The following is a 26,716-nucleotide window of genomic DNA, read 5'->3' as shown; positions in this document are numbered from 1 at the left end:
GGGGAGGGGAGCGGACCGCGTCGCTGCGGTCAAGCCTTCAGCGGCACAACTCCAGGAAACGCGCCGCGCGGCCTTCCGAACCAGGCTGGGCGGCCATCATCCAGCGCTGGTCGCCGTTGAGGATCGCTAGCCAGCCGAGGCGACGGAACCGCTGGATGACGGGATCGGCGGCGGGAGCCGTGGCGACCAGGTGGACGCCGTCGTGCATGTCGGCCGCTTCGACGCGCGCGGCATAGGTCTCGGTGTCGCCCCCGGATTCCAGGGTGATGGCGCGGCGCCCGTTGGCCTGGTCCGCAGCTAGGGACAGGCCGATCTTGCCCGAACCGGGCGCGCACATGAGGCTGAGCGGCACGTCGTCGGACTGAGCCAGTCCGTAGGACAGACGCGGCTCGTCCGAGTCTTCATTCAGGAACCAGTCGTAGCCCGCGACGGGCAGGGGTGCGCCGTTCGTGCTCAGCGGGGCGACGCTGGGGGCGCAGGCGCCGAGAGCGGCGGTCAGGGCGAGGGGGGCGATGAAGGCGGCGGCGGTCAGCCAGCGGGCAGGGCGCATCCTGGTCCTTATCCGGTGCACAGTTCGGCGAAGCGGCGCAGTTTGGACAGATTCGCCCGATCGATCTCGACGGTTTCGGCCTGGTCGCCCAGGGCGAGGGTCAGCCGCCCGGAGGCCAGGAAGGCGGCGAAGACGGGATGGTCGGCGCGCAAAGCCGCCTCCAGTCGTCCGCGTCGCGCGCGGGCCTCGACCTCGGTCGAGGCGGCGCCGGATCGGATGACGGCGAAGCCGTCGGCGCCGGGCGCGTCATGGAAGGCCAGACGGACGACGCTGGAGCCGGGCGCGCACTCCAGCGTGGTGCGAAGGCGTGGCGTGTCGGGGATCTCATTGGCCAGAACCAGAGGGCCGTCGCCGCTGTAGAGGGTCCAGGTCCAGCCCTCGGACGCGCGGGCTGATCGGGCCGGCGGCGCAGCCTGAGGCCGTTCGGCGGGCGGCTGCGCTCCGCTCTGAGGGGCCGTCTGCACGGCCAAGGCGAATAGCATGGCCTGGGTCAGGCCGAGCATTGAGGTCATGTTTCAGCCCCCGCTGAGGAAGACGGGGGACTGTGGTCAGGCATGTCCCGAAGCGCAATAGCTAAGAAACCCCTGGACCATTCGCCGCTCCGCACGCGTAGCGGTCAGCTGGCGCTCGCCGGCCTCGGTCTGGACGGTCATGCGGCCGCCCCGCGCCAGGCCGGTCAGGGCCGCATCGCCGAGCGGCAGGCGCGCCTCGAAGGCCTCGCCGTTCGACAGCGGGTCGATGGGCTGCGGCCCGCTGGACGCCAGGACCAGACCCGCGCTGCGCGGCTGGACGTCGCCATAGACCACGGCGGCGCCGTCGCCCGGCGCGCAGGTCAGCATCAGGGCCAACTGGTCCGAATCCGGCAGGCCATAGGCCAGTTTGGCCATCGGCCCTTCATGCAGCATATGCCAGCCGGCGACGGCTTCGGCGCCGCTGCGGGATGAGGACGGAGCATAGGTCGCCGCATGGGCCGCGACGGCGGCTAGGCCCACGGCGGCCAGGATGGGAAAGACGGTTTTACGCATGACAAGCTCACTCGCGTTCGACAGATCAAACGCGGGTCGCTTGTTAACGGTTCACGGCTCCGCTGGGCCGCGCGCGATTCAGTGATGCGCTGCGGCCGGAATCACACGTTTCGGTGAACGCGGGTCAGAAGGGGCTGAAGCGTTCGACCAGAGACTGGGCGGCGGGCGTCGCCTGCATCCGGCTGATGTCGCCGCGCCCGCCGTAGCTGATGCGCGCCTCGGCGATCTGGCTGTGGCGGATGGTGTTGGCGCTGGAGATGTCCTCGGGCCGGACGATGCCCGCCACGGTCAGCTCGCGCACCTCGCGGTTGGTGCGCACTTCTTGCCGACCCTGGATGACCAGGTTGCCGTTGGGCATGACGGCGGTGACGACGGCGGCCACCGTCAGGTTCACACGCTCCGAGCGGTTGACGCTGCCCGAGCCGTTGGCGTTCACCGCCCCTTCCGTGCCGATCATGTTTGCGGCGTCGAAGCCGCCGGGGAAGGCGCGGCCCAGGCTGTTCTCAAGACCGAAGAAGTTGGTGACGCCGCCCGAGGCGCTGTTGGTGCGGTTACGCTGGGTGGTGTTCTGGGTCTGGGCGCGGTCGTTGATGTCGATGGAGACGGTCAGGATGTCGCCGACGCGGCGCGCCCGCTGGTCGCCGAAGAAGCTGCGCGCGCCCGTGCGCCACAGGCTGTTGGCGCTGGCCGAGGTCGGCTCGGGCAGATAGGCCTGCTCCACCGGGACCAGGGCGGCGGGATAGCCGATGGGGGCCAGCTCCGGCCCCTTCACCGCCTCGATGGCGGTCGAGCAGGCGGCCAGGCTCAGGGCGGACAACGACAGGGCGGCGACGGTGATGGGGCGCATGATGGAACTCTCGCTCAACGGGCGGCGAACTGTTGCGGGTTGCGGCGGGCGATCTGGGCGGCGGGACCGGCGACGGCCCGGCCGGGGGCCACGGCCACGGCGTCGATGGTGCGGTTGGACTGGACGTTCAGGATCGGCACGGCCTCGCCCGCCGAGGCGTTGCGGGTCGCCTTGCCGGTGACGGTCAGCTCGACCCCGTCGCTGATATAGGCGACCTCGACCATGTCGTTGCGGGCGATGACCTGGGGCGAGGCCAGGTCGCGCGGGCCGACGGGCGATCCGGCGCGCAGGGCGCGCTTGGCCTGAAGGCCGATCACCGCCTCGGCGTCCTGGGGGCCGCCTGCGGGGGCCAGGTGCGACTGGACCGAGGCCCAGACCACGTCCTCGGGCTGGATCACGTCGCCGGCGGCCAGGCTGCGGGCGTAGGTCAGAACCTCGACGCTGGAGCCCGCTCGGGCGGGCGCGCCGACGCTGGCGGCCGCAGGTCGGGCGGAGGCTTCTGCAGGCAGGGCGCCGCCTTCGCGCACCACGATGCGGCGCAGGCCTGCGGGGTTGCTCCACTCCAGCCCGGCGCGGCGCGCGGCGATCTGGACCTGGGAGGCCTCCAGCACGGCGGTGGTTCCGGCGCGGCGGCCGACGACCACGCCCGATGCGGCGCCGGCGTCGTCGAACAACTCGCCCAGGGTGATGCGGCCGTCGTCGTCGACCGGATCGGGCAGCAGATTGACCGGCCCGGCCAATGCGGGTGCGGCGAATGCGGCGATGGCGGCGGCGAGGATCAGGGCGCGCTTCATGGCTCAGACCTTCCCTTTAGCTCTTCACCTGGGCCGAGACGGACAGCATCTCGTCGGCGGTGGTGATGACCTTGGAGTTCATCTCATAGGCGCGCTGGGCCACGATCAGGGCGGTGATCTCGCTGACCGCGTCGACGTTCGAGGCTTCGGTGTAATGCTGCAGCAGATTGCCGTAGCCGACGTCGCCAGGCGCCCCCACCGTGGCTGGGCCGGACGCCGCCGTCTCCAGCAGCAGGTTGTCGCCGATGGCTTCCAGGCCCGCTTCATTGAAGAAGGTGGCCAGTTCCAGCTGGCCCACGACCTGCGGCTCGGTCTGGCCGGCGGTGGTGACCTGGACCTGACCGGACTTGGAGATAGAGACGTCCAGGGCGTCCTGCGGAATGGCGATGGCCGGCTCGACCGCATAGCCGTCGTCCGTCACCAGCTGGCCTTCGCCGTTGACGGTGAAGTTGCCCGCGCGGGTATAGGCCAGCTCGCCCGAGGGCAGGGTGATCTGGAAGTAGCCCTTGCCCTGAATGGCGATGTCGTAGGTGTTGCCGGTGCGGTTGGGGCTGCCCTGTTCGGTGATGCGATAGACGCTGCCCGCCTTGACGCCCGAGCCGATCTGAATGCCGGTGGGGACCACGGTGCCCTGCGACGAGGACTGGGCCCCCATGCGCTCGACGTTCTGGTACAGCAGGTCCTGGAACTCGGCCCGCTGACGCTTGAAGCCGACCGTGTTCATGTTGGCGATGTTGTTGGAGATGACCTCCACGTTCAGCTGCTGGGCGGCCATGCCGGTGGCGGCGGTGCGAAGCGCGCGCATGTCTCAGCTCTCCCTTACGAAACCCGGCCCAGCCGCTCGACGGAGCGGCGTGACAGGTCGTTGGCGTTTTCGATCATCTTGGTCACGCGCTCATAGGCGCGGCTGATCTCGATGAGGTTGGTGATTTCCACGAGGGTGTTGACGTTCGACCCTTCCAGCATCCCCTGGCGGACCTGGGCGTCGGTCGCGTCCATCGGCTGGGCGTTGGAGGCGTTGCGGTACAGGCCGTCGCCGGACTTCTGCAGCACCGACAGGGCGTCGAAGCGCACCACGGTCAGGCGGCCGACGGGCTGGCCCTCCTGGCTGATGGTGCCGTCGTGGCCGACGCTGGCGGGACCGCGCTGCGGATCCAGCACGATCTCGGCGCCGTCGGCCAGGACCGGCAGGCCCTGCTTGGTTGTCAGCCGCCCGTCCGGGTCGGTCACGAAGGCGCCGTCGCGGGTATAGGCGGGGCCGTTCGGCGTCTGCACGGTGAAGAAGGCGCCTTCGCCCTCGATGCCGAAGTCCAGCTCCCGGCCGGTCTGCTTCAGCGTGCCCTGGCCGAAGTCGCGGCCCACGCCCTTGTCCAGCACGAAGCTGGCCGAGGGGCGGATGGCGTCGTTGCGGGCGCGCTGGCCCACTTCGGTCCCGACCATCAGCTGTTCGACCTTGAAGCCGGTCGTGTCGGCATTGGCGACGTTGTTGGCCACGATGTCCAGCTCGCGGCGAAGCGTCATCTGGCGCGACAGTCCGATATAGGCGGCGTTTTCCACGAGGCGGCTCCTTTCGCCGTTTCCCGTCGCAACGACCGTGCCAACAGGGTTAACGCCCGTGGAATGGGGGTTTGAGCGGTTTTCGCTCCTGCGGCGCCCGGCAGGATTTGCCGATTGTAAACGCCTCGTTAACCAAAACAGGGCCACACCCGGCATGTGAGGATCGGGGCGGCTTACGCATGCTGAAACTGAAGCTGGGCAAGAAGAAGAGCGAAGCGCCGACCGGCGACGACGCGAACCTGCCCGCCGTGAGCGACGGCGCGCCCGGCGCCGAGGGCGAGGACGGCGAAGCCGCGCCCGCCAAGAAGAAGATTCCGCTGCTGTTCATCATCATTCCGGCGGCCCTGGTAGTGCTGGGCGGCGGCGGCGCGACGGCCTTCCTGCTGATGAAGCCCAAACCCGCCGAGGCGGCGGGCGACCACGCGGCTCCGGCCAAGGAAGAGAAGAAGGGCAAGAAGGAGGGCGGCGGCCACGGCGGCGGGGAAGGCGAGGCGGCGCCCGAGGGCGCGGGCAAGATCGCAGCCGGTCCCGACGGCGTGACCTTCTACACCCTGCCCGACATGATCGTGAACATTCAGTCGGCCGACGGACGCCCGACCTATCTGAAGCTGCGCCTGACGCTGGAGACGAAGGACGCCGCCGTCGCCTCGCACCTTCAGGCCGAGGCCCCGCGCATGCAGGACATGTTCCAGGGCTTCTTGCGCGAACTGCGGCCCGAGGATCTGGCCGGGTCGGCCGGGTCGTATCAGCTGCGCGCCGAGATCCTGCGCCGGGTCAATCTGATCGCTGCGCCGGGCAAGGTCGACGCCGTGCTGATCGAAGAAATGCTGGTCCAGTAGTCATGACCGACGCCCTGGCCCCCGAGACGGAACTGGACCCCTTCGGCGGCGACGCCGGGCTGGGCGACGATCTCGGCGCCGACCTGGGCGCGGGGCTGTCCGAACGGGTGCTGAACCAGGACGAGATCGACAGCCTGCTCGGCTTCGACATGGGCGGCGGGGACGACTCCGAACGCAGCGGCATCCGCGCCATCATCAACTCGGCCCTGGTGTCCTACGAGCGCCTGCCGATGCTCGAGATCGTCTTCGACCGCCTGGTGCGGTTGATGACGACGTCCTTGCGCAACTTCACCTCTGACAACGTCGAGGTCAGCCTCGACACCATCAGCTCCATCCGTTTCGGCGACTATCTGAACTCCATCCCGCTGCCGGCCATTCTGGCGGTGTTCCGGGCCGAGGAGCTGGACAACTACGGCCTGCTGACGGTCGATTCCAACCTGATCTATTCGATCGTCGACGTTCTGCTGGGCGGGCGTCGCGGCACGGCGGCCCTGCGGATCGAGGGGCGGCCGTACACCACCATCGAACGGGTGCTGGTGCAGCGCATGGTCGAGGTCATCCTGAACGATGCGCGTCAGGCGTTCGAACCGCTGACCCCCGTCCACTTCAACCTGGACCGGTTGGAGACCAATCCGCGCTTCGCCGCCATCGCGCGCCCGGCCAACGCCGCTATTCTGGTCAAGCTGCGTATCGACATGGAAGATCGCGGCGGCCGGGTCGAGCTGCTGCTGCCCTATTCGACGCTGGAGCCGATCCGCAAGATGCTGCTGCAGCAGTTCATGGGCGAGAAGTTCGGCCGCGACAACATCTGGGAAGGCCACCTGGCCACCGAACTCTGGACCACCGAGACCGAGGTGCGCTGCGTGCTGGACGAGCAGCAGATGCCCCTGTCCAAGGTGCTGGACCTGAAGGTCGGCGACACCCTGATGCTGAACGTCACGCCCGAGTCCGAAGTGTCGGTGCGGGCGGGCTCCATTCCGCTGACCACCGGCCGCATGGGCCGCAAGGGCCAGCATATCGCCGTCCGCGTCGAAGGCCCCATCAGCACCGACGCCGCCGCCCGCCTCGCCAGGGAGAACAGCTGACATGACCGGCATCATCCTCGACTCCATCCTCATGCTGCTGCTGGTCGCGGCCATCGGCTACGGCATCAAGCTGGAGCGCAAGCTCAAGACCCTGCGCGAGGGCCAACTGGCCTTCGCCGCCGCCGTGACCGAGCTGAACAGCGCCGCCGGACGCGCCGAACAGGCGCTGGCCACCCTGCGCGCCTCGGGCCAGGAGACGGACCTGCTGCATGACCGCATCATCAAGGCCCGCGCCGTGAAGCAGGAGCTGGAGGTGCTGATCGCCCGCGCCCCCGCCCGCTCGGCTGACAGCCGTATCGAAACGCGCGAGGACGAACGCCGCGCCGCCGCCAAGACGCTGGCCGGCATGGAGGCGATGATTGAGGCCGAGGCGGAACCTGTCCGCACCTCTTCGGTCGCGCCTCTGCTGGACGACGAGGCGCGCGCGCGCCGCATGGCCTCGTTGATGGAGCGCATCGAGGGCGCTCGCGCGGTGATGAAGGCGCCGTCGTCGAAGCCTGCGCCCGCGCCGGAGCGCGCCTCGCCGGTGATGCAGGCCCTGGCCGCTAACCATGCTGCGCAACAGAGCCTAAACCGCGCCCGCCGTAGTCTGGACGACGACCTTTTCGCTGCTTGATTCTAAGAGCCCCTATGCCTGACGCGCGGCGTCAGGCGACTTGAGGGGCGAGGTTTCTTTTCTGGCCCCTATGTCCGAGGCGCGGCCTCGGACGACTTGAGGGGCGAAGTGTTTTCCTATCCGGCGCGTGGCGCCGACCGTTCGCTGAGTTTGACCGATGAGCAAGCTGCCCCGCCTTCTGCCCCTGATCGCCGTCGCCATCGGCGGCGTCGTGGCCGTGCGCGCCGCGGGCGTGGCGCCGGAGCTGTTCCAGGGCGCGACCGCCTGGGCTCAGGAAGCCGTCGCCGGAGAAGGCGAGGGGGCCAAGCCCGCGCCTAAGCCCGCTCCCGCCGTCTGCGCCCTGTCGCCTGAGCAACTGGCCCAGCAGGCGGGGATTTCTCCGGCTGAGCTTCGGATCATCCAGTCCCTGTCCAAGCGCCGCGACCAGCTGGACGCGCGTGACGCGGACTTCGCCACCACCCTGCCGCTGATGGTCGCGGCCGAGCAGAAGCTGGACGCCAAACTGCAGGCGCTGGAGGCCCTCAAGGGCGAGATCAGCGCCCTGGTCGGCCAGGTCGACGAGAAGGAAAAGGCCGAGGCTGATCGTCTGGTCGCCGTCTATTCCGCCATGCGGCCCAAGGAGGCGGCGGCCGTCTTCGCCACCCTGGACGACAGCGTGCGTCTGCCGGTCGCCTCGGCCATGCGTCCGCGCACCCTGGCCGCCATCATGGCCCAGATGCAGCCCGCCGCCGCCCGCGAACTGACCGAAAAGCTGGCCAAACGCTTCCAGGCCCAGCAGTACGCCGCCCGCGCCGCCGCCGCTTCGGCGCCCGCCGAGGCCGCGCCCGCGCCGACGCCTGCCGCTCAACCGGCGGCCCAGCCCGCCGCCGCCCCTGCGCCCGCTCCGGCCCGCGCGGCTCAACCGACCGCGCCGCGTCGCACGCCGACGCCTGCCGCCAACCGCCCCGCCGCCCGACCGGCGGCTCAACCTGCGGCCAAGGCGCCGACGCCTGCCGAGACCGGCCCGCGTCCCTATACGGCGGCCCCCGCCGACGCTCCGGCCGCTGCGCGCCAGTCGGTGCAATAGGCGACGGTTGTCGCACAGGCCTTGCGCGGCTATTCAGCCCGCTTCGATTTTTCGCGAGACCTTTCCATGTCCGACGCCCTGCCTGACCGCCTCTCGGTCGATCCCGACAGCCCCTTCCACAACGCCGAACTGCTGGCGCGCGGCGTGGGCATCCGCTTCAAGGGCGAGGAAAAGACCAACGTCGAGGAATACTGCGTCTCGGAAGGCTGGGTCCGCCTGGCCGTCGGCAACCGCGTCGACCGTCGCGGCAAGGCCCTGACCGTCAAGCTGCAAGGCCCGGTCGAGCCCTTCATCAAGGGCGAGTGATTCCCGCCTGGCGGCGAAGCTGAGACTTTCAGTCGCAGTCTTCGCCCGCTAGGGTCCGCGCCTGTCGTTTGAGTCTGGGAGGCGCTCTTGTCGTTCAATATCCGTCTGATGGCGGCCAGTGCATTGGCGCTCGGCCTTGTCGCTACACCGGTTCTGGCGCAGGACGCTGGCGCCATCCGCGCCGCCGAACAGGTGCGCGATCAGGCGCTGAAGGGCAACATCGCCCTCGACTACGTCACCCAGATCACCACCCGCTTCGGCCCGCGCCCGGCGGGCTCGCGCGCCGAGCAGGACGCCTCCGCCTGGGCTGCCGACTACATGCGCGCCCATGGCTTCCAGAACGTTCGCATCGAGCAGTTCCCCCTGATCGGCTGGGAGCGGGGCGAGGAAAGCGCCGAGATCCTGGGCGCACGCCCGCAGAAACTGGTCGCCGCCGCGCTCGGCCATTCCATCGCCACGCCGGCTGAAGGCGTCGAGGCCGAGGTCGTCTTCTTCGACGGTCTGGACGCCCTGCTGGCCGCGCCGGCCGGTTCGCTGGCCGGCAAGATCGCCGTGGTCGACGGCGGTCAGATGGTGCGGATGCAGGACGGCTCGGGCTACGGCCCCCTGTCGCGCATTCGCGGCGTCGGCCCGACCGAGGCGGCCAAGCGCGGCGCGGTCGCCTTCGTCATGCGCTCGGCCGGATCGGACGAACACCGGATGCCGCACACGGGCACCACCCGCTATGTCGAGGGCAAGGTGCCGCTGCCCGCCTTTGCGCTCAGCGCACCGGACGCCGATCAGATCGCACGCCTGGTCGGCATGGGCGAGACAGTGCGCCTGCGCCTGAAATCCACCGCCCACACCTATGAGACCCACAGCCAGAACGTGATGGGCGACATCGTCGGCGCGTCGCGTCCGAACGAGATCATCGTTCTGGGCTCGCACATGGACAGCTGGGATCTGGGCACCGGCGCCATCGATGATGCGGCGGGCGGCGCCATCACCCTGGCCGCGGCCAAGCTGATCGCCGAGCAGGGCCGCCCGGCGCGCACGATCCGTGTGGTGCTTTACGGCTCCGAAGAGGTCGCCCAGCCGACCGACCACGGCAACGGCGGCGGCGCCTATGTCCGCAACATCGGCGCGGACGTGGAGAAGCACGTCGTCGCCGGCGAGAGCGATTTCGGCGCCGATCGCGTCTACGCTCTGGGCCTGCCGCCCGGTTCGCAGAACACGGACTTCGCCAAGATCGCCGAGCGCGTTCTGCGGCCGCTGGGCGTCCTGCCGGGCGAGGCGGAGCTGTTCGGCGGGGTCGACATCGGCCCCCTGGCGAGGGCGGGCGTTCCGGTCTTCGGCCTGCGCCAGGACGGCACGCGCTATTTCGACCTACACCACACGGCCGACGACACCCTGGACAAGATCGACCCGGCCCAGATGACCCAGAATGTCGCCGCCTGGGCGGCCCTGGTGCGCCTGATCGCTGATTCCGATGTGGACTTCCGGGCCGCTCGTGCGGCACAGGAGGCGAAGCGCTGAGGCGCGCGCTGCGAGCGTGGCGAAACTGGTAGACGCAGCAGACTTAAAATCTGCCGACCTTGGTCTTGCGGGTTCGACCCCCGCCGCTCGCACCATCTTCGGCCGGATCTGATCCGGCCCATGCCCTTGAGGGCCTTGGCCCAGTGAGGCCGTTTCCACGCCTGCGTTCCTGAACGCAGGCGCTTTTGCGTCTTCGGCCAAGTGCGGTCCGGGGCTCAGAACCTTTAACGCGCGCGCCCTTGTCGCCGTCGCATTCCTGCATTCCATAGTGTGTGATGTCGATGAATGCAGTTTTCACATGGGAGCGAATTCTTGATCGGTTATGTGTATTTTTTGCGTATAAAGTATAGATATACATTAATATCGCTTTAGTCGATTTTTATCGTTCTTGAGAGTGTATGTTATAATTTATGGTCAAATCTCTTTCATCTGGCTGAAATTGACCTGAATTCTGTCAAGTCTTTCGCGCTGCACAAAAACTTTATCTCAGCTTCGCTGTTGATGTATTAGGCTGCTTCGTCGCGGCTTGAGGGGTTGAGCTGCGCTGGCGCGTTCGATGCGCCGTTCATTGCGCCTGGCTTTCATGTCGGGCGCGGAGGCAACCGTGACATCTCGTCTGTCTGCGCCGCTGTGCGCGGCGGCGTTCTTGCGGTTGCGCGTATAGCGGGCCGGGGGCTCGCCGGACGTTAGAGAGACAGGAGCGCAGGCGCGCGTGGACGACGTACAACTTCAACAACTGGGCGGGCCGCTGACGATCGGCCTGCTGGTGCTGTTCTTTGGCCTGACCATGCTGATCTCGCTGCGGATCAGCCGACGCAAGGAAAACGCCGACGCCTATATGACCGCCGGGAACGGCATCGGCCTGGGGGTCTCGGCCGCCTCGATGACGGCGACCTGGATCTGGGCGGCGTCGATGTACGCTTCGGCCACCTCGGGCTACGTCTACGGCATATCGGGGCCGATCCACTATGGGCTGTGGGGGGCGCTGATGATCCTGTTTATCTACCCCTATGGCCGCCGCATCCGCGCCGTGGCGCCGCGCGCCCACACCCTGGCCGAGGTCATGTACGCCCGGCATGGCCGTTCCAGCCAACTGATGCTGGCGGGCTCTAACGTCCTGGGCAGCGTGATCAGCCTGACGTCGAACTTCATCGCCGGGGGCGCGCTGATCGCCATGCTGACGCCGTTCAGCTTCAGCCAGGGTGTCGTCGTCATCGCCGGGGGCGTGCTGCTGTATACGCTGTGGTCGGGCTTCCGCGCCTCGGTGCTGACCGACTTCATCCAGGTGTGCGCCATGCTGGGCGCCGTGATCGTGGTCATTCCGGCCATCTTCTTCGCCATGGGCGGCCCGGCCGTCTTTGTCGAAGGCGCGTCCAACCTGACGCCGCAACAGACCAGCTTCTTCTCGTCCGACGCCTTCCTGAACCAGGGCGCGCCCTATATCGCCGCCGTCCTGGCCTACGCCATCGGCAACCAGACCATCGCCCAGCGTCTGTTCGCCGTGCGCGAGGACCTGATCCGGCCGACCTTCATCACCGCCACTGTCGGCTATGGCGCCACCATCATCGGCATCGGCATGCTGGGCGTTGTGGCGCTGTATGCCGGGATCAATCCGATGGAGGGCGACCTCAACAACCTGATCCCGCAACTGGCCGGAACCTATTTCGGGCCGGTGCTGCTCAGCGTCTTCTTCATCATGATCATCGGGTCTCTGGCCTCGACGGCGGACTCCGACCTGTCAGCCCTGTCGTCGATCATGATGGCCGACGTCTATGGCCGGGCGGGCAAGCGCAAGGCCGATCCGCGCCTGATGTTGACTGTGGGGCGAGCCACCATGGTCATCGCCACCGGGACCGCTCTCTATTTCGCCGGGGCGCGGATGAACATCCTGGACCTGCTGGTCCTGGTCGGCGCCATCTGGGGCGCGCTGGTCTTCCCTGTCATCGCCAGCTTCTATTGGGAGAAGGTCACTAACAGGGCCTTTACCGTCTCGGTGCTGGCGGCGCTGGCGATCTTCTTCCCGGTGCGGTTCGGCTGGATCCCGATGGACGGCGCCGTCGGCTATGTCTTCGACGCGGTCGCCGTGGTCGGGGTGGGCGTAGTCGCGGGCCTGATGGTGTTCGGCTTCTTCGGCGCTCGGCCCGCGCGGATCGTCGGGGTGATCGCGGCGCTGGCCGTGGCGCCCTTCGCCATCGGCTTCCTGCATGACTACGCCGTGCTCAGCGGTTCGCTGATCGCCTATGCCGTCAGCACCGTGGTCTGCACCGTCCTGTCCCTGTCCAACCGGACCGGCTTCGACTTTTCGCGCATCGCCCGCATGACCGGCGACTTCGACGAGGCCGACGCCGAGGCAGCCGCCGCGCCCGCCGTGGCCCGGACAGGCTCGCACCTTCCTCAGTCCCGCTAACCGGAGATCGCCATGACCCCCTTCTGGCTTACCGTCTATGTTCTGATGTGGCCCGTCATCGTCGCGGGCGTGCTGGCCTTCATCGCCCGCGCCTTCTTTCGAGAGTGGCTGGACGCGCATCGACGCGGCGAGCCGATGATTTGACGCCGAAGGGGGCTGCGGCCCCCTTTTCATAGCTGCGCTGTCTTGGCCCCGTCATGGCGGCGGCGTAGGGATTTGACGACTTTCTGCTTCGCTTGGTGTTCCCGATGATCCGCAGCCGCCTTCTCGCCTCCGCCCTGGGCCTGACCCTCGGGCTCGTCGCCATGAGCGGAGCCGCGCAGGCGGCGGAGACGACGGCGCCCGCACTGGCGCCGGCAGCCGAGCGGCCCACGCCCTCGCTGATCGTCACCGTGGTGGTCGACCAGCTCAGCGCCAATCTGTTCAACCAGTACCGCAGCCAGTTCACCGGCGGGCTGAAGACCCTGGCCGATCAGGGCATGGTCTCGATCAACGGCTATCAGACCCACGGCGTGACCGTGACCTGCGCCGGCCACTCGACCGTGCTGACCGGCGCCCATCCGGCGCGCAGCGGCATCCCGGCCAATGACTGGATCGACACGACGACCGGGCAGGAAACCTATTGCCTGGCCGCGCCGCAAAACACCCTGGCCCACGGCAAGAACACCGACAACGGCCCGGTCGGCCCGGGCCAGCTGAGCGCCTCGACCCTGGGCGACTGGCTGAAGGCCGTCAGCCCTGAAAGCCGGGTCTACGGCGTGTCGGGCAAGGATCGCGGCGCTATCAACCTGGCCGGGCACAAGGGCGACGGCGCCTTCTGGCTGACGGACAACTTCGGCTTCACCACCTATGTCGAGCCGGGTCAGTCGGCCGAAGCGCGCCTGGCGCCGGTGGCGGCCCTGAACGCGCGGATGATCGACCGCTTCACCCGCCAGGCGCCCAGCTGGACCTATTCCAACGCCGCCTGCCGTCGTCTGGAAGGGCAGTGGACCATCGCGGGCCAGACCTTCGATTCCAAGGTGCCGCCGGCCAACTTCCGTCTCGACAACTCGCCCATCCTGGACGAACTGACCATCGAGGGCGCGATCGAGCTGATGGACCGCCAGCAACTGGGTCGTCGCGGCGTCACGGACATGCTGGGCGTCAGCCTGTCGGCCACCGACCGCATCGGCCACAGCTACGGCACCCAGGGGCCTGAGATGTGCGAGCAGATGCTGCGTCTCGATGCGGCCCTGGGCGCCTTCCTGGACAAGCTGTCGACTGTTCCGGGCGGCGCCATCGTGGTGCTGACGGCCGACCACGGCGGTTCGGACTTCCCTGAGCGGACGGCGGTCGAGGGCTATCCCAACGCGGGCCGGGTGGATCGCGCCCTGCAGCCGCGCGTCAATGCGGCGCTAAAGGCCCGGTTCGGCCTGGACGCCGATCCCGTGGTGTCGTCGGCGGGCGGCTTCGTCATCGTCGACAAGGACCGCAAATCCCTGCCGGAGCCGCTGCGTTCGCAGGTGCTGGCCGCCGCTCTGGAACTGCTGAACGCCGAGCCGCAGGTGGCCTTGGCCGTCGCCCGCGATGAACTGCTGGCCGAGCCGGCGCCGAACTCGATCAATCCCGAGGATCTCAATGTGCGCGAGCGCCTGCGTCTGTCGGCGGTGGCGGGCCGCTCGCCCGACATCCTGCGCGCCTGGCAGCCGGGCCTGACCGGCCAGGGCCGTGTCGGCGGCGCCATCTCCAGCCACGGCTCGCCCTGGGATTACGACCGCCGCGTGCCCATCGTCTTCTGGTGGCCGGGCGCCGAGGGCCAGGAGCGTTTCCTGCCGATGCGGACCATCGACATCGCCCCGACCCTGGCCAATCTGATCGGCGTCACGCCGGACGCCCCGATCGACGGCCGTTGCATGGACCTGCCGCAGTTCGCCAAGGGCCGCTGCGAGACGAAATAAGACGGTCGGCCGCCATAACTTCGTGTTTCGCGGCCATAAACTCGTGTTTCCATGTCGGGAGGCGGCCTTACGCCTCCCGCATTTCATTGGCACAAGGGGCTGAGAAGCGCTTCTGAGGGGAGGCGCCGGCCGTCAGAGCCATCAGAGGAAACCCGTTCATGCAAAGAGCCCGCCGCGCGCGCATCGTCGCGACCCTTGGACCCGCCAGCCGCGCGCCGGGAACGGTCAAGGCGCTGGCCCAGGCCGGGGTGGACGTCTTTCGCCTGAACTTCAGCCACGGTTCGCACGACGATCACGCCGCCGCCTTCAAGGCGGTGCGCGGGGCCGAGATGGCGCTGAAGCGGCCGCTGGGCGTATTGGCCGACCTGCAGGGGCCCAAGCTGAGGCTGGGCCGCTTCGCCGACGTCGAGATCGAGGTGAAGCCGGGCCACCAGATGCGCTTCGATCTGAATCCGGCGCTGGGCGACGAAACGCGGGTGCAGATGCCGCATCCGGAAATCTTCAAGGCGCTGCGCCCTGGAATGCTGCTGCTGCTGGACGACGGCCGGGTGCGGCTGCGCGTGGGCGAGCGCACCGACGAGTGGTGCGACGTCACGGTCGAGAGCGGCTCCAAGCTGTCGGACCGCAAGGGGGTGGCGGTGCCCGAGGCGGTCATTCCCGTGTCGGCCCTGACGCCCAAGGACCGCGAGGATCTGGCTTTTGCGCTGCGCCTCGGCGTCGACTGGGTGGCCCTCAGCTTTGTGCAGAAGGCCGAGGACATGGCCGAGCTGAAGCAGATCGTCGACGGCCAGGCCGCCTGCCTGGCCAAGATCGAAAAGCCCCAGGCCCTGAACGACCTTGAGAGCATCCTCGACTACTGCGACGGCGTCATGGTCGCGCGCGGCGATCTGGGCGTTGAGATGGACCCCGAGGAAGTGCCGGTCGCCCAGAAGAAGATCCTCCGCGCCGCCCGCCAGCGGGGCGTTCCCGCCATCGTCGCCACCCAGATGCTGGAATCGATGACCAGCGCTCCGGCCCCGACCCGCGCCGAGGCCTCCGACGTGGCCAACGCCGTTTATGAGGGCGCCGACGCCTTGATGCTGTCAGCCGAGACGGCGGCGGGCGACTATCCGCTGGAAGCTGTCGCCATCATGAACCGCATCATGGAGCGAGTGGAGCGCGACCCCCTGTGGCCGGGTTTGATGGACGCCGAACACGCGGGCATGGACATCGACGACGTCGACGCCCTGGTCGCCGCAGCTCGCAAGGCGGCCGAGGCGTCCTCGACCGCCTGCATGGTGGTGTTCACGACGCTGGGCGGCACGGCGCGGCGGATGTCGCGCGAGCGGCCGTTGCAGCCGGTTCTGGCCCTGACGCCCAAGCCCGAGACGGCGCGTCGTCTGGCCCTGGTCTGGGGGCTGGAGCCGCGTCTGGGCGAACAGCCGACCTCGCTGGAAGGCCTGACCGACGATGCGGTCGAGGCGGCCATGCTCTATGGCCTGGCCGAGCCGGGACAGCGCATCCTGATCCTGGCCGGAACGCCCTTCGGCGCGCCGGGCGCCGCGAATCTGTTGCGTCTGGCCCATGCTCCGGCCCATGCTGCCCCCCGGCACGAACACGGGGCGAAGCGCGCCCGCAAAACCTGACGGGGCGGAATGATCAAATACATCGGCTCAAAGCGCGCGCTTCTGGGCCAGGTGATCGGTGCGGTGCGGGCGGCTCAGCCGCAGGGCGGGACGGTCTGCGACCTGTTCTCGGGCACTGCGCGCGTGGGCCACGCGCTGAAGCGCGAGGGGTTCCGCGTCTGGTCCAATGATCACAACGCCTACGCCCATGCGCTCGCCACGGCCTATGTCCAGGCCGACCGCGAGGTCTGGGCCGACAAGGCCGAGGCGGTGCTGGCCGAACTGCGCGCCGTGGCGCCTGCGCCGGGCTGGTTCACCCGCACCTATTGCCAGGAGGCCCGCTTCTTCCACCCCGACAACGGCGCCCGCATCGACGCCATGCGCGAGCGGATCGAGGTCATGGGGCTGGAGCCGGAACTGAAGGCGGTCGTCCTGGTCGCCCTGATGGAGGCGGCTGACCGGGTGGATTCCACGGCGGGCCTGCAGATGGCCTTCATGAAGCAGTGGGCACCGCGCGCGCTGAAGCCGCTGGAGCTGCGCCTGCCGGACCTGCTGCCCGGCGTGGCGGTGGGCCCGTGCGTGGCGACGCACGGCGACGCGGTTGAGATCGCCGCCGAGGTCGAGGCCGACCTCGTCTATCTGGACCCGCCCTATAACCAGCACTCCTACCTCGGCAACTACCACTGCTGGGAAAGTCTGGTGCTGTGGGACAAGCCGGAAACCTATGGCGTGGCGCGCAAGCGGGTGGATGTGAAGACGCGTAAGTCCGCCTTCAACAGCCGCCCTGGCATCGGCCCCGCCCTGCAGACCGTCATCGAGCGGTTGAAGGCGCCGAACCTGATCGTCAGCTTCAATGACGAAGGCTATCTGAGCCGCGACGAGCTGACGGCCATGCTGTCAGCGCGCGGCCACGTCCAGGTGGTCGAGATCCCGCGTCCCCGCTACGTCGGCGCCCGCATCGGCATCCACAATCTGAAGGGTCAGAAGGTGGGCTCCGTCGGGCGTCTGAGGAATGTGGAGTATCTGTTCGTGGTGACGCAGCAGCCGGTCGAACTGCCGGTCGCCGCCTGACGGGAACGAAAGCCGGGCGCGCGCCGTTTTGGCCGTATGCGTACGCTTTCCAGCCTTCCTCCCCCCGCATCCCGCTTTGACGCCCATGGTTTTGACGCTGCGCGTTTCGACGCCCAGCGGGAGACCGCGCGTCCGGCTCGCCCGTCGCCTCGGCGCGGGCGAGGTCTGGACAGCTGGATCATCCTGCTGATCGGCGCGATCGCGGCGGGCCTGATGGGAATGCTGCTGGGCGGCGCCCTGTCCGTCTGATGTTCGGTTAAGCTGCGTCCAGCAGGGCCTTGATCGGCGCCCAGCTGCGTCTGTGCGCAGGACAGGGACCGAGCGTCTGCAACGCCTTCTGGTGGATGGGGGCGTTATAGCCCTTGTGGCTGGCGAAGCCGTAGCCCGGATAGGTCGCATCCATCTCGATCATCAGCCGATCGCGCGCCGTCTTGGCCAGGATCGACGCCGCTGCAATGGACAAGGACAGGCTGTCGCCCTTGACCACGGGCGTCACGGGGCAGGGCAGCTTGAACCGATAATTGCCGTCCACCAGGGCGTGCACCGGCGGATGGGCCAGGGCCTCGACCGCCCGCCGCATGGCCAGGCCGGTGGCGTGCAGGATGTTCAGCTCGTCGATCTCCTCGACCGAGGCGAAGCCGACGCCCCAGGCCAGGGCGCGAGTCTTGATGAGCGGCTCCAGCGCCGCGCGGCGCTTTTCCGTCAACGCCTTGGAGTCGTCGATGCCGGGCGGCAGGTCGTCCGGATTCAGGATCACCGCCGCCGCCGACACCGGCCCCGCCCACGGACCGCGCCCCGCTTCGTCCACGCCGCAGACATGGCCGTTCCAGGTCGCGCGCGCCTCAAGCTCCAGCATCAGGGTGGGGAAGGGGCGGTCAGATTTGGCGGAGGCATTGGACGCAGTCATCGCGCGTCAGTGCCATGAACCAGCGCAGGGCGGAAGCAGCCCGGTCGCCTGATAAGGACGTTTGGCGGGTTTGAAGGGCTGCTAAGGGCGGGTTGCTGAAGTTGCCTCCCCTGGCTCGGCAAGCAGCACTGCCGCCGCAGCGGCCATTTTCTGGTTCTCGTGGCCTACGTTGGGCACAATCTGGAGACGCCATTCGAACGGCAAGCCCTGCTTTTCCGCGATACTCGACGCCGCAGCGTAGAAGTTCCGGCCGCGCGCCAGGCGATGTGGTCCCTGACGCATTGCGGCCGCGCTTTCATCTAGGACGCCCTGGTTCGCGTCTGCGTCCTGCTCGCCGAGTAGAAAAACAACATTCCTACTGAACGCGGTTGCGAGATCGACTGAGGATGGATCAACGCCCTTTAATCCGTAAGGAAAGGCGATTTCGGAATCCGGGAAAACGTAAGCTCCCGGGTTGGCGGCTATGCCAGTGCGCAACCGCGAATTGGGGGCAAGCATCGCCATCTTCTGCACGAACTGTCCGCCAGCCGAATGCCCGAACATGTCGTAGCCGGAGATCGACCAGCTATTCCGGTCGTTAAGCGTATCAACGATCCGCTCGATCGTGACATAGGCCCATTCGGACTGCGGATTGGCAAAGCCCAGCGCCGTAAAGAGATTGCCATCCTGATAGTCGTTGGTGACAAACCGATAGAAGGGGCTTTCGAATTCGGGCGCAATCAAGAGCACGCTCTGGCGCTCTGCAGTATCGACCCACATGTCGAGGTATTCTTCCGCGTTTCGCGACATGCCGTGCATGACAAAAAGCACCTTCCCGCCGTCACGCCAGTTCGATGGTTTGAAGGTCCAGACGCGGATGGTTCGATGCTGAGCGCCATCATGCGCACGCATGACGAAGCTTGCCTTGCCCTCTGGGGTCACGGAGGGCGCGGTTAACTCTGGTCCCTTGGGTAGCACGTACAGGTACACGTAAGCAGTTGCGGGCAGAGCCACCACCAGCCCAGCCAGTATGATGAGCGCGATCTTGAAGAACTTCATGCCTGTATCCCCCGACGGCCTTGCAGATGACCTCGTGAGGCAATGTATCTCAATACAATCTGAATGGTCGATGTTTGCTTGCCGCACGCCCGGGAACTGCGCGCTACCGTGCAACGTAGATGGGTGGTCAGTCTGGGGCCCATCCAGATCATTTCACGGCCGCGCCAGCACTTTTCGGGCGTCGGCGACTCCCACCTATCGAATTAGCAACAACCACTGACGGCTCATCCGGCGATCCAGGCCATGCACAGCCCGTCGAACGCTGAATGTCCGCAACGGGTCGTGAACCGAAGTTCGCGTAAGGGAGGTTAGCGGTCGTTCCAAGATCCGGCTTGAACCGCCGTGATAAGGCTTCCAACGGTCAGACTGCGATAGGTTCGCTCGCCGCGCCATTCGCGAAACTCTCGAACGAGGTTCAGGCCGAAGTTATGTGCTATCTCGTTTGGCGCGTATTTCCTCAAGTCCATGAGGCTGAAGTCAGTGCCGAACGGCTCCCTAATCGCATCGATGGCATCGCCCAGATCCTCACCGGCCAGACCCAGGTCGTAATACAGTTCCGTTGTGTCGGTGATTGGGTCCGCGCACATGGTGACCCGCTTCAGCGCGCTGAACACATGGTCGCGGATAGCATTCCCTGATCGATCAATGTCGTCGGCCATGCCTTCAGTGAACGCGAAAGGGGTAATGTCCGCAACGGGTCGTAGGCGGACAATTGCGAGTGTCCTGAAATCAGACGTTGGCGGTATCCATCGCACCCACCTTCCCATGCCGGAAGCACGTCGTCTGGTGATCGTTGACCATGCCGACCGCCTGCATGAAGGCGTAGGTGATGACGGGGCCGCAGAATTTGAAGCCGCGCGCCTTCAGGGCCTTGGCCATGGCGAGGCTTTCGGCGGTCTGGGTCGGGGCCTCGCGGAAATGCTCCCACTGGTTCACCAGCGGCTGGCCGCCAACGAAGGACCACAGCCAGGCCGAGAAATCCTCGCCGTTGTCGCGCATATCCAGCCAGATGCGGGCGCCGTTGACGGCGGCGTCGATCTTGGCGCCTGAGCGGATGATGCGCGGGTCGGCCAGCAGGCGGGCGCGGTCCGCCTCGCCATAGCGGGCGACGATCTCAGGGTCGAAACCGTCGAAGGCGTCGCGCATTCCCTCGCGTTTTCTCAGGATGGTGATCCAGGCCAACCCGGCCTGAAAGCCGTCCAGCACCAGCTTCTCCCACAGGGCGCGGGCGTCGTACTCGGGCACGCCCCATTCGGTGTCGTGATAGGCGATGTAGAGCGGGTCCGTCGTCCCGCACCAGCCGCAGCGGCCTTCAGCCTTTTCGGATTCGGTCATGGAAAGATGTTGCTGGAATGTTCCGGTGAGGCAAGCGAAAAGGCCCGGCGTTTCCGTCGGGCCTCGCGCAGGATGGAAGCTGGATCTTACAACCGCTCGACCGTGAACCCGCGGGCGGTCAGCATGTCGATGACGCTGTCCTGGTCGGCCAGGTGGGCGACGCCGACGGCGACGAAGGCTGAGCCGGAGCCCTTCATCATCGCCTCGATCTGGTCGGTCCAGTCGGCGTTGCGGACGACCAGGGCGGCGCGGTGGATGTCCTCGTGCACCTCGCGGGTGTCGATGCGGTTCAGGCGGCCGACTTCGGCTACATCGCCCTTGAGCCAGGCGGCGACGGTCTGGTCCAGCTTGGGGACGATCTGGCCGCCGTTGCGGACGTAGTTGTTCAGGTAGGCGACCTGGGCCTCCTCGCTCATGCCGGCGATCAGGCGCAACTGGCGGTCGGCCGTTTCGAAGCCATGGATGGTTTTGCCCTCGGCGCGGGCGCGCTCCATCAGGGTCTTGTCGACCCCGGCCTCAGGGCGATAACCGGCCTGTATCGGGGCGGTTCCGGCCACCATGAAGGCGGCCAGCCAGGGGCGATAGGCGTCCAGCGCCGCGCCGTTGGCGCCGATGCCCTGGGCGGCCTTGTCGAAGGCGGCGAAGTCTTCGGCGCTCAGGATCGACGACAGGGGGCGATCGGGGGTGACGCCGTGCTGCTCGGCGACGGCGGCGACGAGGGAAGGGTCGTCCTGGTCCGCGACCTCGACTCAGAACTGGTCGGCGGCGGCGAAGGCGGCGTCCGCCTTGTCCGAGCCCCAGGCCGTGCCGGGACGCAGATAGTGGATCGTGCCGAACAGATAGACGGTGGAGTCCGCGTCCTTGATTACCCATAGCGGCGGTCCGGCGCCCTCGGCGCGGGGGATGGGGGCGACGGCGGGGGCCGCTGGCGCAGCCTGTTCGGCATGGGCGACGCCGGGCGCGGCGGCCAGGACGGCGGAGGCGGCCAGCGCCGCCAGAAGGCCGGCGGCGAAGCGCGAGACATGGTTGGCCGATCGGCCCATGCGGTGAGCGAGGGTCATTGCAGTGTCCTTGGATTGTACGGGGGTTCAGGCGTCGCCGAGCTCAGGTGCGGGCGACGGAAAGCTCGTCAGCACAGGGGCTGGCGGCGGGTAGGCGAGGCGTCGAGAGGGATCAGCGCGCGGCGAGCTTACCGGCGCTCTGGGCGACGGCCGCCGCCGGGGTTTCGACGGAGCGGCCGAAGGTCGGCACGGCCTGGACGGCCAGGCTGATCAGCAGGGCGCCGCAGACGCCCATGGCGAAGCCCGAGAAACGGTCGGCGGCGGTCGAGAACAGGTTGAACATGATGACGGTCCTTTGATTGCGATGTGTCGATTGAAAGAGAAGGCAGGCGAGGTCAGGCGATGAAGATGGCTTCGATCGGCTGGCCGAAGAGACGGGATATGCGGAAGGCCAGCGGCAAGGACGGGTCGTAGCGGCCCTTCTCCAGCGCCTGGACGGTCTGGCGCGAGACGCCGAGGCGTTCGGCCAGGTCGGCCTGGGTCCAGTCGCGCTCGGCGCGAAAGACCTTGAGGCGGTTGATGAAGGCGCTGGTCATCGGCGGGCGATCCACCAGCTGCACCAGGCGATCCCGTAGCCGACGGCCTGGGCGGCGAAGGCGGCGAAGACGCCCAGGGCGATCAGGGCCGCATCGGTGTGCGGCGCGGCGGCGGGCAGCAGGTTCACGCCTGCGAAGGCGGCGATGACGACGGCCGCGCCGCCGGCGACGAAGCCCAGGTTACCGCCCCACCACCAGGCCCATTTGTGGGCTTCCTTGGCGGCCTCATCCAGGCTGCGCCACCAGTAGAGGGTGTGCAGGGCCAGGAAGACGGCCAGTCCGGCGGCCAGGACGACGACGCCGATCGATGGTGCGCGGCCCCAGGTTTCGGGCCAGAACGGTGTGGCGGCGGTGGCGCTGACCCCGACTACGGTCAGGGCGCACAGGGCGACGGTCAGGTCGTCCATCTTCTTCTTGTTGCGGGCGACGGCGGCGCCGGCGGTGGTGATCTCGGTGTTCATGACAAGCTCCCCTGTCGTGTTGACAAGTTAGCTTTACCAATGAGGTCGCATTTACGTCAAGCGACTTTTACATCGCGACAAGCAGATTTTCCGTTTGGTCGGATTCAGCCTTATAAATCAGGGATCCAGGCGGGCTTCTCGACCCGCACGGGGCGGCCCTCGACGGTCAGGTCGCCGTCCATGCGGTCCAGCCGCATCAGGGCGATGGCTCGTCCCTCGGCGCCGGTCATGACTTCGCCCGCGCGCAGTTCTCCGTTCAGCACCTCGGCACCGCGTTCGGGGGCGGGGCCGTCGAAGGCGATGGCCATCATGCGGTTCTTGATCGTGCCGCGCCGCTTCATGCGCGAGGTCGTCTCCTGGCCGATGAAACAGCCCTTGTGGAAGTCGATGCCGTTCAACAGGTCGAAGTCCGCTTCGATCGGATAGGTCTTGTCCATCAGGGCGTCCTGGGTCGGATCGGGCACGCCCAGGGCCAGGCGGCGCGCCTGCCAGTCGGCCTCGGTCGCGTCGGCCGCGCTCTGATCGCCCCAGCGGCGGCCGCCCAAGTCAGGCAGGCGGGGGTCGACGACGAAGCCGTCGGACATGCTCGCGCCCCAGGCGACGAAGACCGCGTCGGGAATGGGCATGACCTCGACCCTGGAGCGCAGCTTGTACATCGACAGGCGCTGGACCAGCGCGTCGCGCCGCTCGGCCGCGACGTCCAGCACGACGCCGTCTTCCTCGCCCCAGATGAACAGGTCGAACAGCAGCCGTCCCGGCGGCGACAACAGGGCGCCGAAACGAAGTTCACCCGGTTGCAGGGTCTCCACATCCTGGGTCAGCAGATTGTGCAGGAAGGGGCGGGCGTCGGGGCCGCTGACGCGGATCAGGGCGCGACTATCAAGACGGGCGATGGACATAAGGCCAAGATAGGCAGGCGGGGCGTTGTCCTCCAGTCCGCTCGCCTCTCTAAGTGGAGCAGACGCGAAAAAGGCTGCGGGATGTCTCCCGCAGCCTCTCGAAGATCGGCGCCTGTCGGCTTACCAGCGGCGGCCGTTGTGGTCGCGGCGCTCATAGCGGACCTTGGCCGACAGGGCGTCATAGCGGCGGTCCAGCTCCATGCGTTCGCGGCGGCTCAGGCCGTCGTGTCGATAGGCGCGCTCCAGCCGCACCAGGCTGTTCAGCTCGTTCTTCAGGCGGCTGGCCTCGCGGACGCTGAGCTGGCGGGTGTGGACGCCCTGGTCGATGCGGCGGTCCAGATTGTATTTTCGCTGGTTGATCGACTGCCAGCCGTCGTGTCGGCTCTCATAGACTGGAGCGTGGCGATGGGACTGGGCGGCGGCGGGCAGGGCGGCGCCGAGGGCGACGGCGGCCGTCGTCGCGGCCAGGACGGGGATCATCAGGGTTTTGAACTTGGCCATGGTCGGGCTCCTTTGTCTGTACGCAACCGATCGGGCTGCGTTGACGCCAGATAACCCCCTTGCGCCTGAGCCGCGTCTGAACGGCGCGCTTCAGATAGGGTTCATCAGCGTGACATTGTGGTCATGCTGGGCTTTCCGCGTGTGAATCCGCGACGGAGATTTCATCCCTCGACGTTCCTCTTTGGACTGAACGCCGGTAGACTGCGCGTTCAGCCGCTGTTCAGAGGCCCTGGTTTAAACCGCGATCCATGATGCGTATTCGAGCCCTTCTTTTGGCCGGCCTGATCGCCCTCGTCCCGTTGACGGACGCGGCGGCTCAGTCGCGCGGCCGCGACCGGGATCGCGACGATGATCGCCGGGAGCAACCCCGCAACTACTCCGGACAGAACTATCCGGGGCAAGGCTTGCGCGACATGCCGCGCGGCGACAGCGGCCCGCGCGCCAATCCCGGCGATGTCGCGCGCCGCGTCCAGTCGGGCCGCCCTGGCCGGATGCTGGGCGTGCAGGAGCGCGGCGGCGACTATGTGGTGCGCTGGGAATATCCGGGCGGCCGCGTCTCGGACATCCAGGTTGACGGCCGGTCCGGCCGGGTTCGCGGGGACGACTGAATGCGGGTGCTGCTTGTCGAGGACGACGTCGATCTGTCGCGCCAGCTGAAGACCGCCCTGACCGACGCCGGATACGCCGTCGACCATGCCCCCGACGGCGAGGAAGCCTGGTTCCTGGGCGACACCGAACCCTATGACGTGGTGGTGCTGGACCTGGGGCTTCCCAAGATCGACGGCGTGTCGGTGCTGGAGCGCTGGCGCCGCGAGGGCAAGGCGACGCCGGTGCTGATCCTGACTGCACGCGGCGCCTGGTCGGACAAGGTGGCGGGCTTCGACGCCGGAGCCGACGATTATCTGACCAAGCCCTTCCATACCGAGGAACTGCTGGCACGCCTGCGCGCCCTGCTGCGCCGTTCGGCCGGTCATGCGGCGGCGACGCTGAGCTGCGGCGGCCTGCGTCTGGACCCGCGCGCGGCGCGGGCCACAGTCAACGGCGAGCCGCTGCGTCTGACCAGCCTGGAATACCGCCTGCTGCACTATCTGATGATGCACCAGGGCCGGGTCATCAGCCGCACCGAACTGGTCGAGCACCTGTACGATCAGGACTTCGACCGCGACTCCAACACCATCGAGGTCTTCGTCGGCCGCCTGCGCAAGAAGATCGGCGCCGACCGCATCGAGACCGTGCGCGGCCTGGGCTATCGCCTGTCGCCGTTGGCCGGCGAGAGCGACGCGGCCTGAGCGTCGCATGACGGGCCAATCAATGGGCCAGGCTCAGACTGACCGGCGCCAGTGGGGTCGGTGGTTCGGGCGGCCCGGCCGTTCGCTGACGCGGCGGCTGATCTGGCTGGCGGCGGCGTGGATCCTGATCGCCCTGGCGGCGGCGGCCCTGGTGCTGACCGCCGTGTTCCAGGAATCGGCCCTGCGCCGTCTGGGCAACATCCTGGGCGACACCATCGACGAGGCGGTGGTGGCCGCCACCATCACGCCAGAAGGCGAAGTCTTCATCGGCGAGATTCAGGACGCCCGCACCCAGCGCCTGCTGTCCGGCAAATACTGGATGGTGGCCGAGCCGACGCCGACCGGCGGAATGCAGGTGCTGGCGCACTCGGCCTCTCTGGGCGAGGCGGAGCTGGAGCACGGCCCCGACCTGACCAACCGCCTGCGCTCGGCCTTCGGCCAGACCATCAGCTACAACGCCGAGGACGGACCCAAGGGCGAGCCCTTGCGCATCGCCGCCAGCATGAAGCAGCTTCCCGGCCGCGATCGGCCGGTGATCTTCTTCGCCGGGATCGACCGTTCGGACGTCGACGCAGACACCCGCCAGTTCGCCACCGTCACCTGGATCGCCATGCTGCTGCTGGGGGCGGGGCTGGTGACGGCGGTCTTCATCCAGGTGCAGGTGGGCCTGCGCCCGCTCTATGACCTGGGCGACGAGATTTCCGACGTGCGTCAGGGCCGCTCGCATCGGGTCGAGGGCGTCTATCCGGTCGAGATCCAGCCCCTGGCCGAACAGGTCAACCGCCTGCTGGCCCACAACCAGGAGACGGTGGAGCGTCAGCGCACCCATGTCGGCAATCTGGCCCACGCCCTGAAGACCCCTTTGGCCGTCATGCTGGCCGAGGCCGGAGCGCGCGAGGGACCGTTGCCGGACCTGATCCGCCGTCAGACCAAGGTGATGCAGGACCAGGTCGACCACCACCTGCGCCGCGCCCGCGCCGCCGCCCGCGCGGCCCACGGCCTGGGCGAGCGCACCGCCGTGGGCGAGGTGCTGGACGAGATGGCCGTCATGCTGGAGCGGGTGTTCGAGACCAAGGGCGTCGAGATCGACTGGCGCGCCCCCGACGACCTGGCCTTCTTGGGCGAGCGCCAGGACTTGCAGGAGATCTTCGGCAATCTGATCGAGAACGCCGCCAAATGGTGTCGCCGCCGGGTCCGCATCTCGGCCGGGCCCTCGACGCCGGGCCAGATGATCGCCGTGGTCGAGGACGACGGCCCCGGCCTGCCCGCCGACCAGCGCGACACGGCCCTGAAACGCGGCACGCGCATGGACGAGGACACGCCTGGCACGGGCCTGGGCCTGTCGATCGTCGACGAACTGACCCGCGCCTACGGCGGCCGCGTCACCCTGGCCGACAGCGACATGGGCGGCCTGAAGGTCGTGCTGGAACTGCCCGCGGCCGAGGGATGAGGGCGCAGAGGCGCGGAAAC

General features: G+C 67.9%; 31 protein-coding genes, 1 tRNA gene and 1 pseudogene. 16 read left to right on the top strand and 17 right to left on the bottom strand.

Annotated elements, in window-relative coordinates; translation table 11 throughout:
* Window positions 1-37 precede the first annotated feature (37 nt).
* The 7 genes from AC3IPP_RS13380 to flgF form a co-directional block, all read right to left on the bottom strand.
* Window positions 38-550 carry a hypothetical protein gene (locus AC3IPP_RS13380; protein WP_489149311.1) on the bottom strand — a complete coding sequence of 171 codons (513 nt, stop codon included), beginning with the start codon at window positions 548-550 and terminating at the stop codon, window positions 38-40.
* Window positions 551-558: 8 nt separating this feature from the next.
* Window positions 559-1,062, bottom strand: a complete 504-nt coding sequence (locus AC3IPP_RS13375; RefSeq protein WP_087141028.1) for a hypothetical protein — start codon at window positions 1,060-1,062, stop codon at window positions 559-561.
* Window positions 1,063-1,098: 36 nt separating this feature from the next.
* On the bottom strand, window positions 1,099-1,575 hold the full coding sequence (locus AC3IPP_RS13370; protein WP_489149310.1) for a hypothetical protein: 477 nt from the start codon (window positions 1,573-1,575) through the stop codon (window positions 1,099-1,101).
* A 124-nt stretch (window positions 1,576-1,699) separates the two neighbouring features.
* On the bottom strand, window positions 1,700-2,425 hold the full coding sequence (gene flgH / locus AC3IPP_RS13365) for a flagellar basal body L-ring protein FlgH (protein ID WP_256968228.1): 726 nt from the start codon (window positions 2,423-2,425) through the stop codon (window positions 1,700-1,702).
* 11 nt (window positions 2,426-2,436) lie between these two features.
* Window positions 2,437-3,216: a flagellar basal body P-ring formation chaperone FlgA gene (gene flgA, locus AC3IPP_RS13360; RefSeq protein WP_489149309.1), complete on the bottom strand. Its 780-nt coding sequence runs from the start codon at window positions 3,214-3,216 to the stop codon at window positions 2,437-2,439.
* A gap of 16 nt (window positions 3,217-3,232) precedes the next feature.
* The gene (gene flgG, locus AC3IPP_RS13355; protein ID WP_046651706.1) at window positions 3,233-4,021 is read right to left on the bottom strand and encodes a flagellar basal-body rod protein FlgG; all 789 of its coding nucleotides are present in this window, start codon (window positions 4,019-4,021) and stop codon (window positions 3,233-3,235) included.
* Between the two features lie 14 nt (window positions 4,022-4,035).
* Complete coding sequence (gene flgF / locus AC3IPP_RS13350; protein ID WP_087141024.1) at window positions 4,036-4,773, bottom strand: flagellar basal-body rod protein FlgF; 738 nt, start codon at window positions 4,771-4,773, stop codon at window positions 4,036-4,038.
* A gap of 179 nt (window positions 4,774-4,952) precedes the next feature.
* Here flgF and AC3IPP_RS13345 point away from each other — a divergent pair, with 179 nt between their 5' ends.
* The 13 genes from AC3IPP_RS13345 (at window position 4,953) to AC3IPP_RS13285 (ending at window position 17,468) form a co-directional block, all read left to right on the top strand.
* Window positions 4,953-5,612 (top strand): flagellar basal body-associated FliL family protein, encoded by a 660-nt coding sequence (locus AC3IPP_RS13345; RefSeq protein ID WP_087141023.1) that lies wholly within the window; start codon window positions 4,953-4,955, stop codon window positions 5,610-5,612.
* A 2-nt stretch (window positions 5,613-5,614) separates the two neighbouring features.
* Window positions 5,615-6,697 (top strand): flagellar motor switch protein FliM, encoded by a 1,083-nt coding sequence (gene fliM, locus AC3IPP_RS13340; RefSeq protein WP_489149308.1) that lies wholly within the window; start codon window positions 5,615-5,617, stop codon window positions 6,695-6,697.
* Between the two features lies 1 nt (window position 6,698).
* The gene (locus AC3IPP_RS13335) at window positions 6,699-7,313 is read left to right on the top strand and encodes a DUF6468 domain-containing protein (RefSeq protein WP_087141021.1); all 615 of its coding nucleotides are present in this window, start codon (window positions 6,699-6,701) and stop codon (window positions 7,311-7,313) included.
* Between the two features lie 157 nt (window positions 7,314-7,470).
* Window positions 7,471-8,379 carry a MotE family protein gene (locus tag AC3IPP_RS13330; RefSeq protein ID WP_489149307.1) on the top strand — a complete coding sequence of 303 codons (909 nt, stop codon included), beginning with the start codon at window positions 7,471-7,473 and terminating at the stop codon, window positions 8,377-8,379.
* A gap of 66 nt (window positions 8,380-8,445) precedes the next feature.
* Window positions 8,446-8,685: a DUF3297 family protein gene (locus AC3IPP_RS13325; protein WP_087141019.1), complete on the top strand. Its 240-nt coding sequence runs from the start codon at window positions 8,446-8,448 to the stop codon at window positions 8,683-8,685.
* Window positions 8,686-8,793: 108 nt separating this feature from the next.
* Window positions 8,794-10,200 (top strand): M20/M25/M40 family metallo-hydrolase, encoded by a 1,407-nt coding sequence (locus AC3IPP_RS13320; protein ID WP_489151065.1) that lies wholly within the window; start codon window positions 8,794-8,796, stop codon window positions 10,198-10,200.
* Window positions 10,201-10,210: 10 nt separating this feature from the next.
* A tRNA-Leu gene (locus AC3IPP_RS13315) sits at window positions 10,211-10,295 on the top strand.
* Window positions 10,296-10,912: 617 nt separating this feature from the next.
* Window positions 10,913-12,607 (top strand): sodium:solute symporter family protein, encoded by a 1,695-nt coding sequence (locus AC3IPP_RS13310; protein ID WP_489149306.1) that lies wholly within the window; start codon window positions 10,913-10,915, stop codon window positions 12,605-12,607.
* Between the two features lie 12 nt (window positions 12,608-12,619).
* On the top strand, window positions 12,620-12,751 hold the full coding sequence (locus AC3IPP_RS13305; protein WP_218779206.1) for a putative transporter small subunit: 132 nt from the start codon (window positions 12,620-12,622) through the stop codon (window positions 12,749-12,751).
* A gap of 104 nt (window positions 12,752-12,855) precedes the next feature.
* Entirely contained in the window at window positions 12,856-14,544 is a 1,689-nt protein-coding gene (locus AC3IPP_RS13300; protein WP_489149305.1) for an alkaline phosphatase family protein, read from the top strand.
* 158 nt (window positions 14,545-14,702) lie between these two features.
* Window positions 14,703-16,169: a pyruvate kinase gene (pyk, locus tag AC3IPP_RS13295; RefSeq protein WP_087141016.1), complete on the top strand. Its 1,467-nt coding sequence runs from the start codon at window positions 14,703-14,705 to the stop codon at window positions 16,167-16,169.
* A gap of 9 nt (window positions 16,170-16,178) precedes the next feature.
* Entirely contained in the window at window positions 16,179-17,219 is a 1,041-nt protein-coding gene (locus tag AC3IPP_RS13290) for a DNA adenine methylase (RefSeq protein ID WP_489149304.1), read from the top strand.
* A gap of 36 nt (window positions 17,220-17,255) precedes the next feature.
* On the top strand, window positions 17,256-17,468 hold the full coding sequence (locus AC3IPP_RS13285; RefSeq protein WP_489149303.1) for a hypothetical protein: 213 nt from the start codon (window positions 17,256-17,258) through the stop codon (window positions 17,466-17,468).
* 7 nt (window positions 17,469-17,475) lie between these two features.
* On the opposite strand, the gene rnhB is transcribed toward AC3IPP_RS13285, so the two are convergent.
* From rnhB to AC3IPP_RS13235, 10 genes and pseudogenes are all read right to left on the bottom strand, one after another.
* Window positions 17,476-18,126 carry a ribonuclease HII gene (gene rnhB, locus AC3IPP_RS13280; RefSeq protein ID WP_489149302.1) on the bottom strand — a complete coding sequence of 217 codons (651 nt, stop codon included), beginning with the start codon at window positions 18,124-18,126 and terminating at the stop codon, window positions 17,476-17,478.
* 81 nt (window positions 18,127-18,207) lie between these two features.
* Window positions 18,208-19,164 (bottom strand): alpha/beta hydrolase family protein, encoded by a 957-nt coding sequence (locus AC3IPP_RS13275; RefSeq protein WP_489149301.1) that lies wholly within the window; start codon window positions 19,162-19,164, stop codon window positions 18,208-18,210.
* 308 nt (window positions 19,165-19,472) lie between these two features.
* Window positions 19,473-19,823 (bottom strand): DUF1493 family protein, encoded by a 351-nt coding sequence (locus tag AC3IPP_RS13270; RefSeq protein ID WP_489149300.1) that lies wholly within the window; start codon window positions 19,821-19,823, stop codon window positions 19,473-19,475.
* 70 nt (window positions 19,824-19,893) lie between these two features.
* Window positions 19,894-20,499, bottom strand: a complete 606-nt coding sequence (locus AC3IPP_RS13265; RefSeq protein ID WP_489149299.1) for a DNA-3-methyladenine glycosylase I — start codon at window positions 20,497-20,499, stop codon at window positions 19,894-19,896.
* 86 nt (window positions 20,500-20,585) lie between these two features.
* A pseudogene (locus tag AC3IPP_RS13260) lies at window positions 20,586-21,542 on the bottom strand (TraB/GumN family protein).
* A gap of 130 nt (window positions 21,543-21,672) precedes the next feature.
* Window positions 21,673-21,843 carry a hypothetical protein gene (locus AC3IPP_RS13255; protein WP_489149298.1) on the bottom strand — a complete coding sequence of 57 codons (171 nt, stop codon included), beginning with the start codon at window positions 21,841-21,843 and terminating at the stop codon, window positions 21,673-21,675.
* A gap of 52 nt (window positions 21,844-21,895) precedes the next feature.
* Window positions 21,896-22,096, bottom strand: a complete 201-nt coding sequence (locus AC3IPP_RS13250) for a helix-turn-helix transcriptional regulator (RefSeq protein WP_313577189.1) — start codon at window positions 22,094-22,096, stop codon at window positions 21,896-21,898.
* A complete protein-coding gene (locus AC3IPP_RS13245) occupies window positions 22,093-22,557 on the bottom strand; it encodes a hypothetical protein (RefSeq protein ID WP_489149297.1) in 465 nt (154 codons plus the stop codon). Before AC3IPP_RS13245 ends, AC3IPP_RS13250 begins: the two co-directional genes overlap by 4 nt.
* A gap of 110 nt (window positions 22,558-22,667) precedes the next feature.
* Complete coding sequence (gene ygfZ, locus AC3IPP_RS13240; RefSeq protein WP_489149296.1) at window positions 22,668-23,456, bottom strand: CAF17-like 4Fe-4S cluster assembly/insertion protein YgfZ; 789 nt, start codon at window positions 23,454-23,456, stop codon at window positions 22,668-22,670.
* A 120-nt stretch (window positions 23,457-23,576) separates the two neighbouring features.
* Window positions 23,577-23,957, bottom strand: a complete 381-nt coding sequence (locus AC3IPP_RS13235) for a hypothetical protein (RefSeq protein WP_087141005.1) — start codon at window positions 23,955-23,957, stop codon at window positions 23,577-23,579.
* Between the two features lie 248 nt (window positions 23,958-24,205).
* Here AC3IPP_RS13235 and AC3IPP_RS13230 point away from each other — a divergent pair, with 248 nt between their 5' ends.
* Genes AC3IPP_RS13230 through AC3IPP_RS13220 form a run of 3 tightly spaced genes read left to right on the top strand, consistent with a single transcriptional unit; the run spans window position 24,206 to window position 26,696 of the window.
* Window positions 24,206-24,565 carry a hypothetical protein gene (locus AC3IPP_RS13230; RefSeq protein WP_087141004.1) on the top strand — a complete coding sequence of 120 codons (360 nt, stop codon included), beginning with the start codon at window positions 24,206-24,208 and terminating at the stop codon, window positions 24,563-24,565.
* Complete coding sequence (locus tag AC3IPP_RS13225) at window positions 24,566-25,246, top strand: response regulator transcription factor (protein WP_087141003.1); 681 nt, start codon at window positions 24,566-24,568, stop codon at window positions 25,244-25,246. It begins immediately after the preceding gene.
* A 7-nt stretch (window positions 25,247-25,253) separates the two neighbouring features.
* Window positions 25,254-26,696: a sensor histidine kinase gene (locus AC3IPP_RS13220; RefSeq protein ID WP_489149294.1), complete on the top strand. Its 1,443-nt coding sequence runs from the start codon at window positions 25,254-25,256 to the stop codon at window positions 26,694-26,696.
* The last annotated feature ends 20 nt before the right edge of the window (window positions 26,697-26,716 follow it).

This window comes from Brevundimonas sp. KH_060 (assembly GCF_057838275.1).
Note: the sequence above shows the minus strand (reverse complement) of the source record. Positions and strands in the feature narration are given on the sequence as shown.